This is a genomic window from Pseudoduganella sp. RAF19 (assembly GCF_052114165.1).
Classification (GTDB): domain Bacteria; phylum Pseudomonadota; class Gammaproteobacteria; order Burkholderiales; family Burkholderiaceae_D; genus Rugamonas.
In genome coordinates, this window is sequence record NZ_JBFREF010000003.1 from 1 (window position 1) to 15,994 (window position 15,994).

General features: G+C 64.7%; 10 protein-coding genes and 1 pseudogene. 7 read left to right on the forward strand and 4 right to left on the reverse strand.

The window, feature by feature from the left end:
- Window positions 1-1,958: pseudogene (locus AB4Z19_RS07960) on the reverse strand (hypothetical protein); the annotation flags it as partial.
- A 183-nt stretch (window positions 1,959-2,141) separates the two neighbouring features.
- Between AB4Z19_RS07960 and AB4Z19_RS07965 the strand changes: the two are divergent.
- The 7 genes from AB4Z19_RS07965 to AB4Z19_RS07995 all read left to right on the forward strand — a co-directional run bounded on the left by AB4Z19_RS07965 (window position 2,142) and on the right by AB4Z19_RS07995 (window position 11,238).
- Window positions 2,142-3,044, forward strand: coding sequence for an alpha/beta fold hydrolase (locus AB4Z19_RS07965; RefSeq protein ID WP_442029909.1), 903 nt, complete (start codon window positions 2,142-2,144; stop codon window positions 3,042-3,044).
- 10 nt (window positions 3,045-3,054) lie between these two features.
- On the forward strand, window positions 3,055-3,984 hold the full coding sequence (locus AB4Z19_RS07970) for a glutathione S-transferase family protein (RefSeq protein WP_442034935.1): 930 nt from the start codon (window positions 3,055-3,057) through the stop codon (window positions 3,982-3,984).
- A gap of 67 nt (window positions 3,985-4,051) precedes the next feature.
- Window positions 4,052-4,390, forward strand: coding sequence for a hypothetical protein (locus AB4Z19_RS07975; protein WP_442034937.1), 339 nt, complete (start codon window positions 4,052-4,054; stop codon window positions 4,388-4,390).
- A gap of 3 nt (window positions 4,391-4,393) precedes the next feature.
- A complete protein-coding gene (locus tag AB4Z19_RS07980; RefSeq protein ID WP_442023873.1) occupies window positions 4,394-6,808 on the forward strand; it encodes a catalase in 2,415 nt (804 codons plus the stop codon).
- A gap of 61 nt (window positions 6,809-6,869) precedes the next feature.
- Window positions 6,870-8,546: an MFS transporter gene (locus AB4Z19_RS07985; RefSeq protein WP_442023875.1), complete on the forward strand. Its 1,677-nt coding sequence runs from the start codon at window positions 6,870-6,872 to the stop codon at window positions 8,544-8,546.
- The gene (locus AB4Z19_RS07990) at window positions 8,543-9,742 is read left to right on the forward strand and encodes an HlyD family secretion protein (RefSeq protein ID WP_442023877.1); all 1,200 of its coding nucleotides are present in this window, start codon (window positions 8,543-8,545) and stop codon (window positions 9,740-9,742) included. Before AB4Z19_RS07985 ends, AB4Z19_RS07990 begins: the two co-directional genes overlap by 4 nt.
- Complete coding sequence (locus tag AB4Z19_RS07995) at window positions 9,739-11,238, forward strand: efflux transporter outer membrane subunit (RefSeq protein WP_442034939.1); 1,500 nt, start codon at window positions 9,739-9,741, stop codon at window positions 11,236-11,238. The genes AB4Z19_RS07990 and AB4Z19_RS07995 overlap by 4 nt, the downstream gene beginning before the upstream one ends.
- On the opposite strand, the gene AB4Z19_RS08000 is transcribed toward AB4Z19_RS07995, so the two are convergent.
- Genes AB4Z19_RS08000 through AB4Z19_RS08010 form a run of 3 tightly spaced genes read right to left on the reverse strand, consistent with a single transcriptional unit; the run spans window position 11,228 to window position 15,988 of the window.
- The gene (locus AB4Z19_RS08000; protein WP_442023881.1) at window positions 11,228-11,692 is read right to left on the reverse strand and encodes an AraC family transcriptional regulator; all 465 of its coding nucleotides are present in this window, start codon (window positions 11,690-11,692) and stop codon (window positions 11,228-11,230) included. The genes AB4Z19_RS07995 and AB4Z19_RS08000 overlap by 11 nt on opposite strands.
- A 9-nt stretch (window positions 11,693-11,701) precedes the next feature.
- On the reverse strand, window positions 11,702-14,803 hold the full coding sequence (locus AB4Z19_RS08005) for an efflux RND transporter permease subunit (RefSeq protein WP_442034941.1): 3,102 nt from the start codon (window positions 14,801-14,803) through the stop codon (window positions 11,702-11,704).
- Window positions 14,804-14,812: 9 nt separating this feature from the next.
- Entirely contained in the window at window positions 14,813-15,988 is a 1,176-nt protein-coding gene (locus AB4Z19_RS08010) for an efflux RND transporter periplasmic adaptor subunit (protein ID WP_442023885.1), read from the reverse strand.
- Window positions 15,989-15,994: the final 6 nt, after the last annotated feature.

Genomic DNA, 15,994 nt, shown 5'->3' on the forward strand with positions numbered 1-15,994 from the left:
GCCGTAGCACCAGCCACGCCCGCGCCGGTCGCGCCGACACCGCCCGCGCCCGTCGCCCCGGCGCCACCCACGGCGGCGGCCGTCCCGCCCGCTGCCGCGCTGGCTGCCTGATTGCGCGCTGTGATCTCGGCGTTGACGCGGGTGCGTTCAGCTGCTGCTGACGTGCTGGCCGCCGTAGCCGCGCGTTGCGCCGTCTGCGAATTGGCCGATGCTTCAGTGGCCGCCTGCTGGCGCGCCGCGTTGTCCGCCGCCGTGCGCGTGGCCAGATCGGCCGCAATCGCCGCAGCCTGCGCGCGCCGCAGAGCTTCACGCTGCGTTTGCAGGCGCTCTTCCTGCTGCTCGTCCTGGACTTGTTGCGTGGTCTGGCGTGCTTGCTGCAGCCGGTCGTCGTACTGCGTTTGCGTGAGACGCTGCTGCTGCAGGCGGTCCTGCGCAGCCGTCTGCTGCCGTGCGGCTTCAGTGCGTGTTGCGTCCTCCTGCGTGGACTGCACCTGGTTCTGCGTAGTCTGCGCCTGCTGCAAACGTTCCTGCGCCGTGCGGGTGTCCTGCGTACGCTGCGCCTGATTGCGCGCGTCCCGCAAGGCTTGCTGGGCTGCGTTGAATTCGTCGATAGCCGCTTGCCGCGCCTGGGCCAGGCGTGCTGCCACCAGTTGAGCATCCTGGGCTTGCGCGGACTGCTCGGCGACCGCCTGACGGGCAGCGTTCAGGCGGTCAGCCGCTGCGCGTTCGGCGCGGGTCTGGCCAAGCTGCGTGTTCTCGGTCTGCTGGGCTGCTTGCTGCGACGCCAGTTGCTGAGCCGCTTGCTGCGCCGCGTTCTGTTGCGCCGCCTGCTGCGTGCTGGCCTGCTGCGCGGCCGAGAGACGCGCTGCGTCCTGTTGGGCGGCCGTCTGCTGCGCCGCTGCCTGTTGTGCCGTCGCCTGTTGCGCGGCGAGACGGGTAGCTGCCTGCGTGTTCGCTGTTTGCTGTGCTGTGGCCTGCTGCGTCGCTCGCGTGCGCTGTTCTGCCGTGAGACGGTCGGCATTCGCCTGCGTCACCGCATCTTCCTCGCGTGTGCTGGTCAGCTGCCGCGCGGTGGCGGCCTGCGCTTCGGCGATGCGCTGCTGCTGGGTTGCCTCCTGATTGGTGGACAGCTGGGCATTGGCGACGTCACGCGCCGTCTGCAAGCGATCAGCGGCGGCACGGGCCTGCTGGCTTTGCGCAGCGAGGTTCGCATCCTCCTGCGTTTGCTCCAGCCGTTGCGCATCGAGACGGGCCTGCTGATCGCGGGCCGCCTGGACGCGCGCCTGCTCCTGCTGCTGGGCCGTGGCCTGCGCCTGCAACGCCGCTTCGCGTTGCGCTGCCGTTTGCGTGGCCGGTGTCGCGGTATTGGTGATCGCATCCAGCAGCGCCAGATCGTTGGCTGCGCCCGGCACTTCGGGTGTCGTGTCGGGCAGGGTCTGCGCGGCCGTGATGACGGCCGGCGCGGCGCTGGCCGCAGCGTTCGCGAAAGAGGTAGCGACACTGGACAGCGTGGTCAGAGTGCGTTGCGGATTCGCCTGGAATGCCGACTCCAGTGCACCGGGATCGACCGCGAGCGCCGTGGTGCCGGCGTTGAGCTGCGAAGGCACCAGGGATACGCCCAGATTCTGCAGTCCGTTCAGTTGGCCTTGCAGCGCCTGCGTCAGGGGCAGGGCGGCGGGTGTGCTGTCCGCCGAGTTGAAGGCTTCCGCCAGCGACTGCACGATATCGCTGAGCTGCGTTACCTGGTCCGTGTTGACCGTTGACCCCGTAGCCGCCGCCAGATCGCGCAAGCGCCGCTGCGACAAGGCCAGCGAAGACAGCACCTGCCCGAAGGAGGACACGTCCGACACATCGCTGGTATCAGTGGTGGAGGTCACGTCCGTAGTGCCCGTAACAAGGCCAGCCGCCGCCAATGGCGCGGTTGAGTTCACATCGGAAATGGCGGAAACGGGGAACATACCTACCCTCACTTTAATCGCAATAGCCGAGAGTGCCAGCATTTTCTCAATCGTGCGGTGCAATAGCGAACACAGACAATAAATTCATAAAAACTGAATAATTCATTGATATCCATGGCGTTGTTTGCAAGATCCGGAACTCCTATAGTTCACCTCAACCAACCCACCTTTAGGAGCAAGATCATGAACATCGCCCGCACCCTCGCTGCTGCCGCCCTCGTGACCGCCTTCGGTAGCGCCAGCGCCGCCGACGCACCCGGCTTCACCGACAGGACCGCAGAAGTGAACGGCACCAGGATCCACTACCAGATCGGCGGCCATGGCAGCCCGGTCGTCCTGCTGCACGGCTACACCCAGACCAGCCATATGTGGAAACCCATCCTGGCCGACCTGGCGAAAACCCATACCGTGATCGTTCCCGACTTGCGCGGCGCCGGCGCGTCCGCCCGTCCGGACGCAGGCTACGACAAGAAGAACATGGCCAAGGACATCCACGAACTGGTTGCCGGCGTTAGCAGCGAACCAGCCGCCGTGGTCGGCCACGACATCGGCCTGATGGTGGCCTACGCCTACGCCGCCCAATATCCCGCCGATACCAGCAAGGTCGCGCTGATGGATGCCTTCCTGCCCGGCGTGGGCGACTGGAAGAATGTGTGGCTGCTGCGCGACCTGTGGCACTTCCACTTCACCAGCGACACCGCGGTCGCACTGGTGAAAGGCCGCGAGCGCATCTACTTCGAGCACTTCTGGAACGACTTCGCCTCCGACAAAACCAGATCGGTGAGCGAAGCCGATCGCCGGCTCTACACCAAGGCATATGCGCAGCCGAACGGCATGCGCGCCGGCTTCCAGTATTTCAAGAACTTCGATCAGGACGCTCAGGATTTCGCCCAGTTCGCACAAACCAAACTGACCCAGCCAATGCTGGTGCTGACCGGTGAGAAAGCGAGCGGCACCTTCCTGATCGATCAGGCAAAATTGGTCGCCACGAACGTGGACGGACGCGTTATCGCCGGTTCCGGCCACTGGCTGATTGATGAGAAACCTGAGCAGGTAAAGCCTGTCCTGCTGGACTTCCTGAAATAAGGAGCGCCTGATGAAGCCCGTCAAATCCGATCAGCAGGGACGTTTCCTGCGACCCGAAGCACAGTTCCGCAATTGGATCACGCGGGACGGCGCAGCGGGGCCGAGCGGAGAAGGGGGCTTCGTCGCCGAGCCGTGGCGCTACCATCTGTATGTGTCATTGGCCTGTCCCTGGGCGCACCGCACGCTGATCTTTCGCGAGCTGAAAGGCTTGCACGAGATGATCGGCGTGTCGATCGTGCACTGGCTGATGCCGGACAGCGGCTGGAATTTCGCGCCCGGCCCCGGCGTGGTGCCGGACACCGTCAACCACGCCGGGCGCCTGGCCGACATTTACCGATTGGCCGATCCTGGCTACGAGGGCCGCTTTACCGTGCCTGTGCTGTGGGATAAGCATCGCCGCACCATCGTCAATAACGAGTCTTCCGAAATCATCCGCATGTTGAACAGCGCCTTTGACGGCGTGGGTGCGCTGCCGGGCGATTACTACCCGGTCGAGCTGCGCGAGGAAATTGATAAGATCAATGCGCGCGTGTACGAAACGCTCAACAACGGCGTTTACCGTGCCGGTTTCGCCACCACCCAGGCGGCCTATGAGGAAGCGGTCTTTCCACTGTTCGATACGCTGGACTGGCTGGAAGAGCGCCTGTCGCATCAGGAATACCTGCTGGGCGCGCGCATCACGGAAGCAGACTGGCGTTTGTTTACAACGCTGGTGCGCTTCGATGCGGTGTACAACGGCCACTTCAAGTGCAATCTGCGCCGTATCGCAGACTATCCGCATCTCAGCCGTTATCTGTCTCAGTTGTACGCAAAGCCCGGCATTGCAGGTACGGTGGACTTCCACCACATCAAGCACCACTATTACGAAAGCCATCGCCAGCTTAATCCCTATGGCATTGTGCCGGCAGGTCCCTTGTCATTGTTAGGTGCCGCACGGTGAAGCAGAACTGATCGGCCTATCGTAATCCATGCCACTTTCACCTGAACCAGAAATGAAGGGATACGACATGGAAAACCAATTCGGAAAGAGCGATACCAACGTCTCTACCATCGGCAAAGATACCCGCGCCGACATGCACAGCGCCATCGATAAAGCACACGACAAAGTGCCCGCAGCCGCAGACCGCCTGGCGGCACAGGCTCATACGGGTGTCGACAAGATGGCTGACTCCATCAACGACATGGGCGAAAAGCTCGACCAGAAACGCGAAAGCCTGACCGTGGCTTACAAGCGCTTCGCCGAGTCGGGGCGCACCTATGTGCGCAAGAGCCCAGCCACTTCGGTATTGGTGGCGCTGGCCGCCGGTTATGCAGTGTCCAAACTGTTCGGCACCCGCAAGTATTGAGCCATGACCAAGCCTAAACAGGACCCGTCGGCCACCGACGGGGCAGGCTCGGTATTGAGCACCATCGCAGCACCTTCCAACGCAGCGCCTCCCGGCCGGACCGGCAGCCCCGACCCGGCCACGGAGGTGTTGCGCGAGAAGGTTGTCGGCGGCATCGATCTCGCCGCACAGATTCCAGACAATGCTACCAAGGCTTCGGAATACGGCGATGCCGCGCGCACACCGGTGCCGGGCCAGTCCGCCAAACCCGGAACGCCGCTGGCTACGGCCAGCAGCGCCAGTGAAGGCAATGCCTCCGCCAAGCTTGGCAATGGCCAGCCGCCGCAGGGCGAAAATCCCGGCAATGGTCCGCTGGACCGCGTGCGCACCGATTCCGGTGGCCGTGGAATGACCACCAATCAAGGCGTGCCGGTTGCGGACAACCAGAATTCGCTCAAGGCTGGGCTGCGTGGTCCGACCCTGATGGAAGACTTCATCCTGCGCGAGAAGATCACCCATTTCGACCATGAGCGCATTCCCGAGCGGGTGGTGCACGCGCGCGGCTCGGCCGCCCATGGCTACTTCGAGAGCTATAAGGACCTGAGCGACATCACGCGCGCGGCGCCGTTTGCGGCGGCAGGCAAGCGCACGCCGGTCTTTGTGCGTTTCTCCACCGTCGCGGGCGAGCGCGGGTCCACCGACACGGCGCGCGATATCCGCGGCTTCGCCGTCAAGTTCTACACGGACGAGGGCAACTGGGATCTGGTCGGCAATAACATTCCGGTCTTCTTCATCCAGGATGCGATGAAGTTCCCGGACCTGATCCACTCCGTCAAGCCGGAGCCGAATAACGGCATTCCGCAGGCGGCCAGCGCCCACGACACCTTCTGGGATTTCGTCTCGCTGACGCCGGAATCGATGCACGTGCTGATGTGGGTGATGTCCGACCGTGCCATCCCGCGCAGCCTGCGCATGATGCAGGGCTTTGGCGTGCACACCTTCCGCATGGTGAACCTGGCGGGCAATTCGGTGTTCGTCAAATTCCACTGGTCGCCGCTGCAAGGCACGCATTCGCTGGCCTGGGATGAAGCGGTACGCATCAGCGGCGCCGATTCCGATTTCCATCGCCGCGATCTGTGGGAAGCCATCGAGGCGGGCGACTATCCGGAATGGGAGCTGGCGCTGCAGGTCTTCACCGAAGAACAGGCTGCGCAATTCCCCTTCGACGTGCTGGACCCGACCAAGATCGTGCCGGAAGAACTGGTGCCGCTGCAGCCGGTGGGCCGCATGGTCCTGAACCGCAATCCGGACAATTTCTTTGCCGAGACGGAGCAGGTGGCGTTCTGCGCCGCCCACATCGTTCCGGGACTGGACTTCACCAACGATCCGCTGCTGCACGGCCGCATCCATTCGTATATCGATACGCAGATCAGCCGCCTGGGCGGGCCGAATTTCCACGAGATTCCGATCAATGCGCCGGTCGCCCAGGTGCACAATAACCAGCGCGACGGCATGCATCGCCAGGCCATCCATCGTGGCCGGGCATCGTACGAGCCGAATTCGCTGGGCGGTGGTTGTCCGTTCCAGACCGGGCGCATGGGCTTTACCACCTTCCCGGAGCACATCCAGGAAGACAAGGTGCGCGGCAAGGCCGAACTGTTTGCCGACCACTATTCGCAGGCCCGCCTGTTCTGGCGCAGCCAGACGCCGGTGGAGCAGGCGCATATCGTAGGCGGCTTCCGTTTCGAACTGACGCGGGTGCAGACGCCGATGGTGCGCAAGCGCATGCTGGCGATGCTGGCCAACGTCGATCCGATTCTCTCCGCTGGCGTGGCGGGCGGCCTGGGCATGGAAGTGCCCGATCCGCTGCCGATGGCGTTCACCGGCACGCTGCCGGAGTACGAACCCTCGCCTGCGCTGTCCCTGTTGTCGCGGCCCGGCGAACGCGGCATCCGCTCGCGGCGCGTGGCAATCCTGGTGGCCGATGGCTGCGATGAGGGCATCGTCCGTACCATCTATGAGGCTTTGCTGAGCGATGGCGCGGTGCCGCGCCTGATCGGTGCGAATATGGGCATGGTGAAGGGCGCGGGCGGCGGCACGCTGGATGTCGAAGTCTCGCTGGAGGCCACGCCTGCCGTGCTGTATGACGCGGTGGTGGTTCCGGCCGGTGCGGCGGCGGCGGTTTCGCTGGCTGGTCAGGCGCTGGCGCTGGAGTTCGTGCGGCTACAGTACCGTCACCTGAAGCCTTTGCTGGTGGTGGACGACGGCACGCAGCTGCTGGCCGCAGCGGGCATTCCGGCCACGCTGCCGGACGGCACGCATGACCGGGGCATCATCGGCACCGAGCCGGGGGACTTGACCGGCGCGCTGGCGGCCTTCCGGCAGGTGCTGGCCTCGCATCGTATCTGGGAGCGCGACAGCGATAACCCTAAAGTATAGGAGTAGGAACCCGTCTGTGGTGGTATGCTTTCAGGCAGATTGACAGCTGCTGGACGAATGCATGGACGTATACGCACCACAGACCTGGCTTCCCCATGAGCGCCCGACTTTGCCGGGCTCGCCCTCCAATCCGCTGCATTCCACGCCGCGGCGCATTGCCTTCCTTGTTGTAGGATTCATCGTCGCCATTACCGGCGGCCTCGGAAATGCGCTGATTTCCGTCAATCTGCCGTATGCCCAGGGTTCGCTGGGCGTTTATCAGGCCGAAATCCAATGGCTGCCCGCAGCCTATGTGATGGCCAATATCTCCATGAACCTGCTGCTGGTGAAATTCCGCCAGCAGTTTGGCCTGCGTCTGTTCACGGAGCTGTTCCTGATCCTGTATGCGATCGTGACCATGGCCCACCTGTTCGTGCACGGGCTGGCGTCCGCCATTGCGGTGCGGGCCGCGCATGGCATCAGCGGCGCGGCGCTGACGGTGCTCGGGCTTTATTACACCTTGCAGGCTTTCCCGGCCCAACACCGGTTGAAGGCGGTGGTGCTGGGCGTCGGTTTCGCCCAGCTGGCGATCCCGATGGCGCGCATCTTTTCGTCCGATCTGCTGGAAGTCGCGGAGTGGCGCGGCTTGTATCTGTTCGAGCTGGGCATGGCGCTGCTGTCGCTGGGCTGCGTGCTGCTCTTGCCCCTGCCGCCCGGTGACCGCATCCGGGCTTTCGAGAAGACGGACTTTTTAACGTTTGCTTTCTTTGCGCCAGGCGTGGCCCTGCTGTGCGCAGTGCTGGCGCTGGGCCGCACGGTATGGTGGTTCGATGCGCCCTGGCTGGGCTGGGCCATGGTCGGCGCCATCCTTCTCGGCACGACGGCTGTGGCGATCGAACATAATCGCGCCCATCCGCTGTTGAATATCCGCTGGCTCGCCACAGGCACCATGGCGCGGCTGGCGACCTCGGTGTTGCTGATCCGGATAGTGCAGTCGGAGGCCGGCGGCTCGGTCGGTTTCCTGCAGGCGCTGGGCCTGAACAACGATCAGATGGATGTGCTGTGGATGATTGTACTGATCGCCAGCATACTGGGCATCCTGGTCAGTGCGCTGCTGATTACGCCGGGGCGCATCCATGAGATGCTGATGTTTGCCATGCTGCTGATGGCGATCGGCGCTTACATGGATTCGCAGGCGACCAGTCTGACGCGGCCGGAACAGATGTATGTGAGCCAGTTTCTGATGGCCTTCAGCGGCACCTTCTTTATCGGGCCGACGTTTGTGTCGGGCTTCGGCGCGGTGATTGCGCAGCCGCGCAATCTGATCAGTTTCTCGGTCATGTTTTCCATGACGCAGAACCTGGGCAGCCTGGTGGGATCGGCCGTGATCGGCACCGTGCAATCGATACGCGAGAAATTCCATTCCAGTCAGCTGGTTGAGCATTTGACCTTGCTCGATCCACAGGTCGCAGCGCGCGTGCAGGGCACGGGGTCGGCCTTGAACGGCGCGCTGGCCGATCCCTCGCTGCGGACCGTGCAAGGGGTGGCGTCGCTGGGCGCGGCGGCCACGCGCGAGGCAAATGTGCTGGCGTATAACGACGTGTTTTATATTATTTTCCTGGTCGCCTGCGCCTCTCTGGTGTGGATGGCGGCGCATTACTTCTGGCAGGTCTGCACGCGCTGCCGCCCTGTAGTACCGGCAGAAAACGCCCAGACGGGTATGGCCAAAGCTCCTATTTCTGATCACGGAATGCGATGACAACAGACGACAATAACGCGCCACCGCCTACCGCTACCCCCGCTGCGTCCGCAGCACCGCCTGCGCCGCCGGCCGCGCCGGTAGCTCCGCCTCCCGCTGCATCAGCAACGCCGGGCCAGCCCGAAACGCGCCAGCAGTGGATGGCTGGCGCGGGCTTCGCGCTGCTTGCGCTGATCGGCGTGCTGGTTGTGCTTTACGCCTGGCGTCTGCCGCCGTTCAAGAGTCCCGTTGTCTCGACCGAAAACGCGCTGGTGCGCGGGCAGGTGACCGTGATCGGCACCCAGCTTTCCGGCTATGTCACGGATGTGAAAGTGCAGGACTTCCAGATGGTGAAGCGCGGCGATTTGCTGGTCGATATCGATGACCGCACTTACCGCCAGCGTTATGAGCAGGCTGTCGCGCAGGTCGCCAGCACGAAGGCAGCGCTGGCAAACTGGGAACAGTCGCGCCGCAGCGCGGAGGCGACCATTGTGCTGAACGAAGCGGCGCTGGCAAACGCGCAAGCGCAGGCGACGCGCTCGGCGGCGGATCTGAGCCGCGTCGAGCAATTGACCGAGGATGGTTCGCTGTCGCAGCGCGAAGAGGATGCCCAGCGTGCCACCCGCGCGCAGACCGTGGCTGCGGTATCGCAGGCGCGCGCCAATGTTGAAATCGCGAAGCAGCAGTCGCAGGCGGTGTCGGTCAACCGCGCCGCACTGGAAGCTTCCGTCGCCAACGCGGAAGCTGCGATGAAGGCGGCCAAGGTGGATCTCGACAACACCAAGATTACTGCGCCGCAGGATGGTCAGCTGGGACAGGTCACCGTGCGCAAGGGCGCCTACGTCAATTCCGGCGCCCAGCTCATGGGGCTGGTGCCATCGCAGATGTGGGTGATCGCGAATATGAAGGAGACGCAGATGGCCAATGTGCAGGTGGGCCAGCCTGCCACCTTTACTGTCGACGCGCTGAACGGCGCCACGCTGACCGGGCAGGTCGAGCGCATTTCTCCCGCCACCGGCTCTGAATTTTCCGTGCTGCCGGCTGATAATGCGACCGGCAATTTCGTCAAGATCGCCCAGCGCATTCCCGTGCGCATCCGCATCGATTCCGGCCAGAAGCTCGCGCCGCGCCTGCGGCCAGGCATGTCCGTGATCGTCAGCATCGACACCTCCGCCGTCCTCGACGACTCGGCCAGCGCGAAAGGGCGCCAGCAATGAGCGCCCGCGCTCCATCCGCGCAGCCCCTCGCGCACCCGGCGGCCAGCGGAGAGCAGCGCTTCGCTCACGTCGCGTGCGCGTGCGCGGGATTCGGGCGGCGTGCGGTGGTGGTGGCGGCTGCGGTTTTGCTGGCGGGGTGTGCGGCGAAGGTGGGGCGGGCGCCGGAAAGTACGCTGGCGACGCCGGCGCAGTGGCGCAGTGTGGTGGGGCCGGGGGAAGGCGTGGCGGCGGCGGACGGCAGCAAGCCGGTGGAGCAGGAGTGGTGGCGCGCCTTCAACGATCCGGCGCTGACGTCGCTGGTGGCCACCGCGCTGCAGCACAATGAAGACTTGCGCATCGCCCGTGCCCGCGTCGAAGATTTCCATGCCCGCGTCGCAGCAGCGCGCGCCGGGCAGCAGCCAAGCCTGGCGCTGGCTGCCTCGCCAACCAGAACGCGCACGCTGGCTTACAACGGCGTCCCCTACGACACCAACGTCTTCTCCGCCGAATTTCAGGCCAGCTACGAGATCGACATCTGGGGCCGCCTCGCCAGCGCAACGGAGGCAGCGGCGGCAAGCTACCGCGCCGAACAGGCCAACGCCGACGCAGCGGCATTGTCCATTGCCGCCACCGTCGCCAACGCCTATCTGAACCTGCGCGGCCTGGATGCGCAACTGGAGCTGGCCATCGCCACCCTGAAGCTGCGCGAAGAATCACGTATGCTCGCGCAGCGCCAATTCGAGGTTGGCTACACCTCAAGGCTGGAATGGCTGCAGGCGCAAGCCGAGTATCAGACCGCCGCCGAACAGATTCCGCAGCTGCAAAGGCAAATCTTCGAAACGGAAAACGCGCTAAGCCTGCTGACGGGCGCCAATCCCGGCGCCATCGCGCGCGGTACGGCGCTGGCCGATCTGACCCCGCCGCCTGTGCCGGCCGGCCTGCCATCCGAACTGCTGCGCCGCCGTCCGGACATCGCCCGCGCCGAGCAAAACATCGTCGCCGCGAACGCCAGCCTGCAGGCCACGCGCGACCAGCTGCTGCCATCCTTCCGCCTGACCGCCGCCGATGGCATCCAGTCCACCGACTTCAGCGACTTCCTGCATACGCCGGCGAACCTGTGGCGCATCAGCCTCGGGCTGACGGCGCCGATCTTCGAAGGCGGCCGGGTGCAAGCGCAAACCGATTCCGCAGCCGCCCAGCGCGACCAGGCAGTCTTCGGCTACGAAAGCACGGTGCGAAATGCCTTCGCCGAAGCGGAAAACGGCATCGGTGCGATATACAGATTGCGGGAACAGGTAGTGCAGAACGACGCGCGCCGCGAAACGGCGGCCGAAACGCTGCGCATTGCGCGCAACCGACATCGCAATGGCTATGCGTCCTACCTGGAGGAACTGGATGCGCAGCGCACCCTGTACAGCGCAGACGTCGCGCGCCTGCAATTGAGGACGCGGCTGCTCACCGCGTCCGTGGATCTCTACCGCGCGCTGGGTGGCGGCTGGCAGGCGCCTACTCGATAGGGATAAACAGCTCGCATTCGAAGGCACCGGTCGCAGGATCGGTGCGGAAGTCCGCAGCATAGCGCTCGAAGCAGGCGCCTGGACGATCGCCCAGTCCCTCAACGCCCAGCGTCTGGCCATAGAACTGATGCCATGCCGAGCCGATGCCGTCCGGCGGACCAAAATAGCGCGTGCTCGCAAACCGGCCGCCCGGAATCGTGGCCAGCGAAGCAGGCGCCTCGGCCTCATAGTCCTTGTCCACTTCCACGCAAGCGTCGTAGCGGCACTGCTCTGGCGGTGTGGTGGTCGGATCGTCCAGCGCCACGCCATACGTCACACGGCCCTGCAAGCCGGCCGCCGCCAGCCAGGGCTGCACCACCTTGCGCCAGAACTCGCCAAGCGACGGACCATAGGGGCCGGTATGGCGCAGGAAAGCTACGCGTACCGGATCGAGTTCAACCACTTTGATATCCATCGCTTGCTCCTATTTCGTTATGGTTATGGGGCCGCCGGAGTGCGAACGGCGGCGCAGCCTGCGCACAGTGCGTTCGACGATCTGCTCCAGGTCATCCACATAGGTGAACACCGCCGGCACCACCAGCAGGCTAAGCAAGGTCGAAGTAATCAGGCCGCCAATCACGGCAATCGCCATTGGGGAACGGAAGCTTGGGTCCGCGCCCCAGCCGAGCGCCAGTGGCATCATACCCGCGCCCATCGCAATTGTCGTCATCAGGATTGGACGGCTACGTTTATGGCAGGCGTCTACCAGCGCATCGAAGCGGCTCATGCCCGCCGCGCGCGCGAGGATCGCGTAATCCACCAGCAGGATCGAGTTTTTGGTCACGATCCCCATCAGCATGATCAAGCCAATCATCGACGGCATGGACAGCGCGCTGCGCGTGACCAGCAGGGCCACGAAAGCGCCGCCGATGGACAGCGGCAGCGCGGCCAGAATCGTCATCGGCTGCAGGAAGTCGTGGAACAGCAGCACCAGCACACCGTAGATGCAGAGCACGCCGATGGTCATGGCAATTCCGAAGCTGACGAACAGGCCAGCCATTTCCTGGGTGTCGCCCGCATCCGCCTGGGTGACGGATGGCGGCAGGTTCGTCATAGCAGGCAGATTGCGCGCTTCCGTATCGATTTCGCCCAGCGAGCGGCTGCCCAGTTCCACGTCCAGCGTCACGTTGCGGCTGCGGTTCAGACGGTCGATCTGGGCCGGGCCTGATTCGACGGTGATGTCGGCCACGGTGGCCAGCAGCACGGGGCCATTGGTGCCGGGTACGGTCAGGCGGCCGATGGCATCAAGGTCGGCGCGCACGGCGTCCGGCAGCTTCACGCGGATCGGCACCTGGCGCTCGGGCAGGTTCATCTTGGTCAGATCGTAGTCGTAGTCGCCGGCGGTGGCCACGCGTACCGTTTCACCGATGGCATTGGCTGTGACGCCCAAATCCGCCGCCTTGGCAAAGTCTGGACGCACGATGATTTCAGGACGTACCAGTGAGGCACTGGACGTCACATTGCCGATGCCGTGCAGCGTGCGCAGTTCGCGCTCCACCTTGCGCGCGGAATCGGTGAGCGCCACCGGATCGTCCGAGCGCAGCACGACCTGAAGCTTGATGCCCGTATCCGGCGGACCGACGGTAAAGCGCGCGCCGGGAATGCCCGACACCTGTTCGCGGATCTGATTGTCGATCTGCGACATCTTTTCCTTGCGGTCGTTGCGATGCCGGGTCGTGATGGTCAGCACAGCGCGGCGCGCCTCGGCTGCAGTGCCGGGCGCGAAGGCATCGCCGGAAGAACCGCCGCCGATGGAGCTGAACACATGCGTCACGGTCGGCACGCGCAGGATGGCCTGCCGCGCCTGTTCCGCAATCACCCTGGTTTCGGCCAGCGTGGAGCCGGGTGGCAGTTCCAGATTCACCATCGTCTGCCCGCGATCGGCCGGCGGCACAAAGCCCGTAGGCAGCAGGCCGACCAGCATGATGGAGCCGACGAAGAAGGCTGCCGACGCCAGCGCCGTGATGCCGCGATGCTTCAGGCACCACTTCATGGTCTTCATATAGCGCTGCATCAGCCAGCCGTCCGGGGCATGGGTGCTGACGGCAGGGCGCAGGAAGTGCGCGGCCATCATCGGCGTCAGCAGACGCGCTACGACCAGGGACGCCAGCACCGCCAGCACGGCCGACCAGCCGAACTGCTTGAAGAATTTGCCGGGGATGCCGCCCATGAAGGCGGTCGGCAGGAACACGGCGACCAGTGCAAAGGTGGTCGCGATCACCGCCATGCCGATTTCGTCAGCCGCTTCCATGGCAGCCTGCATTGGCGATTTGCCCATGTGGAGGTGGCGCTCAATGTTTTCGATTTCCACGATGGCGTCGTCCACCAGCACGCCGACCACCAGGGCCAGAGCCAGCAGGGTCACGGTGTTCAGGGTAAAACCCATCCAGTACATGCCAAGGAAGGCTGGAATTACGGACAAGGGCAGGGCGGCGCTGGCGACCAGGGTAGCGCGCCAGTCGCGCAGGAACCACCACACCACCAGCACGGCCAGAATCGCGCCCTCATACAGCAGCTCCATCGAGCCGTGGAAGTTTTCCTCAACCGGCGCGGCATTGTCGATGGCCTGAGTAATTGCTACGTTGGGATGCTTGCGGCGCAGTTCTTCAATCGCGGCGCGTGCATCGGCCGCCACCTGGGTTTCGCTGGCGCCCTTGGTGCGGAAGATTTCGAACGCCACCACCGGCTTCCCGTCCTGCATGGCGATGGCGCGAGGTTCGGCCACAGTATCTGTCACTTTGGCTACCTGCTCCAGACGCACGTGGCGGCCGGCGCCCAGCGGGATGTCAATTTTCGCCAGTTCTTCCGCCGTTTGCACGGTGGCGATGGTGCGTACCGACTGTTCGGCGCCGCTGACGTCACCGCGTCCACCCGGCGCTTCTTTTTGCACCAGGCGCAGCTGGCGCGACACATCCAGCGCGGACACCCGCAGCGCGGCCATGCGTTCGTCATCCAGCTCCACGCGGATCTCGCGGGTTACGCCGCCCACGCGCTTGACCTGGCCAATGCCCTGCACCGCCAGCAGACGCTTGGTCAGGGTGTTATCGACGAACCAGCTCAGCTCCTGGCTGTCCATTTTCACGCCCGGCTGGGCCTCGACCACAAAGGCCAGCACCACGCGGCCCGCCGTGGAAAGCTTGCTGACCACGGGTTCGCGCAATTCGCCGGGGAGGTCGGCCTTGATGCGGGTAACGGCATCGCGCACCTCGTTCACCGCGTCCGACAGATTCTTCTCCAGTACGAATTCGACGATCACGTTGGCCGTGCCATCCAGGACTTTGGTGCGGATATTTTTCACACCCTGTAGTGTGGCGACGGAATCTTCGATCTTGCGTGCGACCTCCGTTTCCAGCTGGGCCGGCGCGGCCCCGGGCAGGGTGGCGGTCACGTTCACGACCGGCAGTTCGATGTCAGGGAAGTCCTGTACCGGATTGGCCTTGTATGCCAGCAGTCCTGCCAGTGTCAGCAGAACAAACAGCATGATCGCTGGAACGGGATTCCGGATCGAAAGCGCGGAAAAATTCATGGCACGTCCTTAGCGGCGGGCCGCTTTGCCGGCGCCGGCGGCTGCGCTGGTGGCCGCATTGTCCGGCACATAGGTACCGGCACTGCGTACCAGATCGCCGTCGTTCAGGAAGCCGGCCCCGCCCACCACCACCAGCGTGTTGACCGGCAGGCCGTCCAGCACTTCGATGCGGTCGCCGAGCCGGCGGCCGGTCTGCACCTTGAGCTGGGATACGCGCTGGTCGCTGTTCATTTTGAAGACATAGCTGAAGCCATCGCGCACTGCGACAGCCTGCTGCGGCACGGTCATCGCGTCGGACGCACCCAGTTCGAACTGGCCGGTGGCGAACATGCCGGCCTTGAACGGCGGCTGCTTGCCGTTATTTGCCGGCAGATCCACGTACACGATGGCGGAACGGGTCTGCGGATCGATGGTCGGCGCCACCATGCGCACCTTGCCGGTCAGGACGCTGCCATTGGCTGCTTTCACGATGGCGGCATCGCCTATCCTCACGCTGCGCAGCTCGGGCGCGGTGACTTCGGCGCGCCATTCCAGGCGGCCCTGGCGGATCATACGGAACAGTTCCGTGCCCGGCCCCGCCACCACGCCCACGGTGGCGTTGCGCGCGGAGATCACGCCATTGTCCGGCGCCACCACGCGGGCGTACTTCTGGCGCAGGCCTTGTACGGCCAAGGCGGCGCGCGCCGATGCGATGCGGGCATTGGCAGTTTGCTCGGCGGTGAGGTATTGGCTGATCTGCTGGGCGCTCAGCGCGCCGGTGGTTTCGATGGAGCGGGCGCGCGCCGCATTGGCTTTCGCTTCGGCGGCGGCGGCTTCGGCTTCGGCCAGCGCGGCCTTGGCTTGTGCCACGTCGGCGTTCACGGTGTCGGCGTTGAAGAGGGCCAGCAGCTGGCCTTTGGTGACCACGTCGCCCACGTTGACGAAAACTTCGGCCAGGCGCAGGCCGTTCGATTCGCTGCTGATGATGGCTTCCTGCCAGGCCGCGACATTGCCGTTGGCCGTCAGCCGGATCGGCAGCGTGGTTTTTTGCGGATGCGCGGTGGTCACGGTCAGCGAAGGACGGGGCGCATCGGTCTTCCTGTCGTCGGCTGGCGCAGCGCCGGACGCCATGGCTGCAGCAGCGCAGACGGCCGCCAGCAGGGCGGCGCGGTACGGGCGGTTGCGGCGGAGGGACGTCTTATTCATCAGCTT

Excerpts from the sequence above, each read along its gene's own strand:
- AB4Z19_RS07965 (WP_442029909.1), top strand. The coding sequence starts at position 2,142 with ATGAACATCGCCCGCACCCTCGCTGCTGCCGCCCTCGTGACCGCCTTC.
- AB4Z19_RS07970 (WP_442034935.1), top strand. The coding sequence starts at position 3,055 with ATGAAGCCCGTCAAATCCGATCAGCAGGGACGTTTCCTGCGACCCGAA.
- AB4Z19_RS07975 (WP_442034937.1), top strand. The coding sequence starts at position 4,052 with ATGGAAAACCAATTCGGAAAGAGCGATACCAACGTCTCTACCATCGGC.
- AB4Z19_RS07980 (WP_442023873.1), top strand. The coding sequence starts at position 4,394 with ATGACCAAGCCTAAACAGGACCCGTCGGCCACCGACGGGGCAGGCTCG.
- AB4Z19_RS07985 (WP_442023875.1), top strand. The coding sequence starts at position 6,870 with ATGGACGTATACGCACCACAGACCTGGCTTCCCCATGAGCGCCCGACT.
- AB4Z19_RS07990 (WP_442023877.1), top strand. The coding sequence starts at position 8,543 with ATGACAACAGACGACAATAACGCGCCACCGCCTACCGCTACCCCCGCT.
- AB4Z19_RS07995 (WP_442034939.1), top strand. The coding sequence starts at position 9,739 with ATGAGCGCCCGCGCTCCATCCGCGCAGCCCCTCGCGCACCCGGCGGCC.
- AB4Z19_RS08000 (WP_442023881.1), bottom strand. The coding sequence starts at position 11,692 with ATGGATATCAAAGTGGTTGAACTCGATCCGGTACGCGTAGCTTTCCTG.
- AB4Z19_RS08005 (WP_442034941.1), bottom strand. The coding sequence starts at position 14,803 with ATGAATTTTTCCGCGCTTTCGATCCGGAATCCCGTTCCAGCGATCATG.
- AB4Z19_RS08010 (WP_442023885.1), bottom strand. The coding sequence starts at position 15,988 with ATGAATAAGACGTCCCTCCGCCGCAACCGCCCGTACCGCGCCGCCCTG.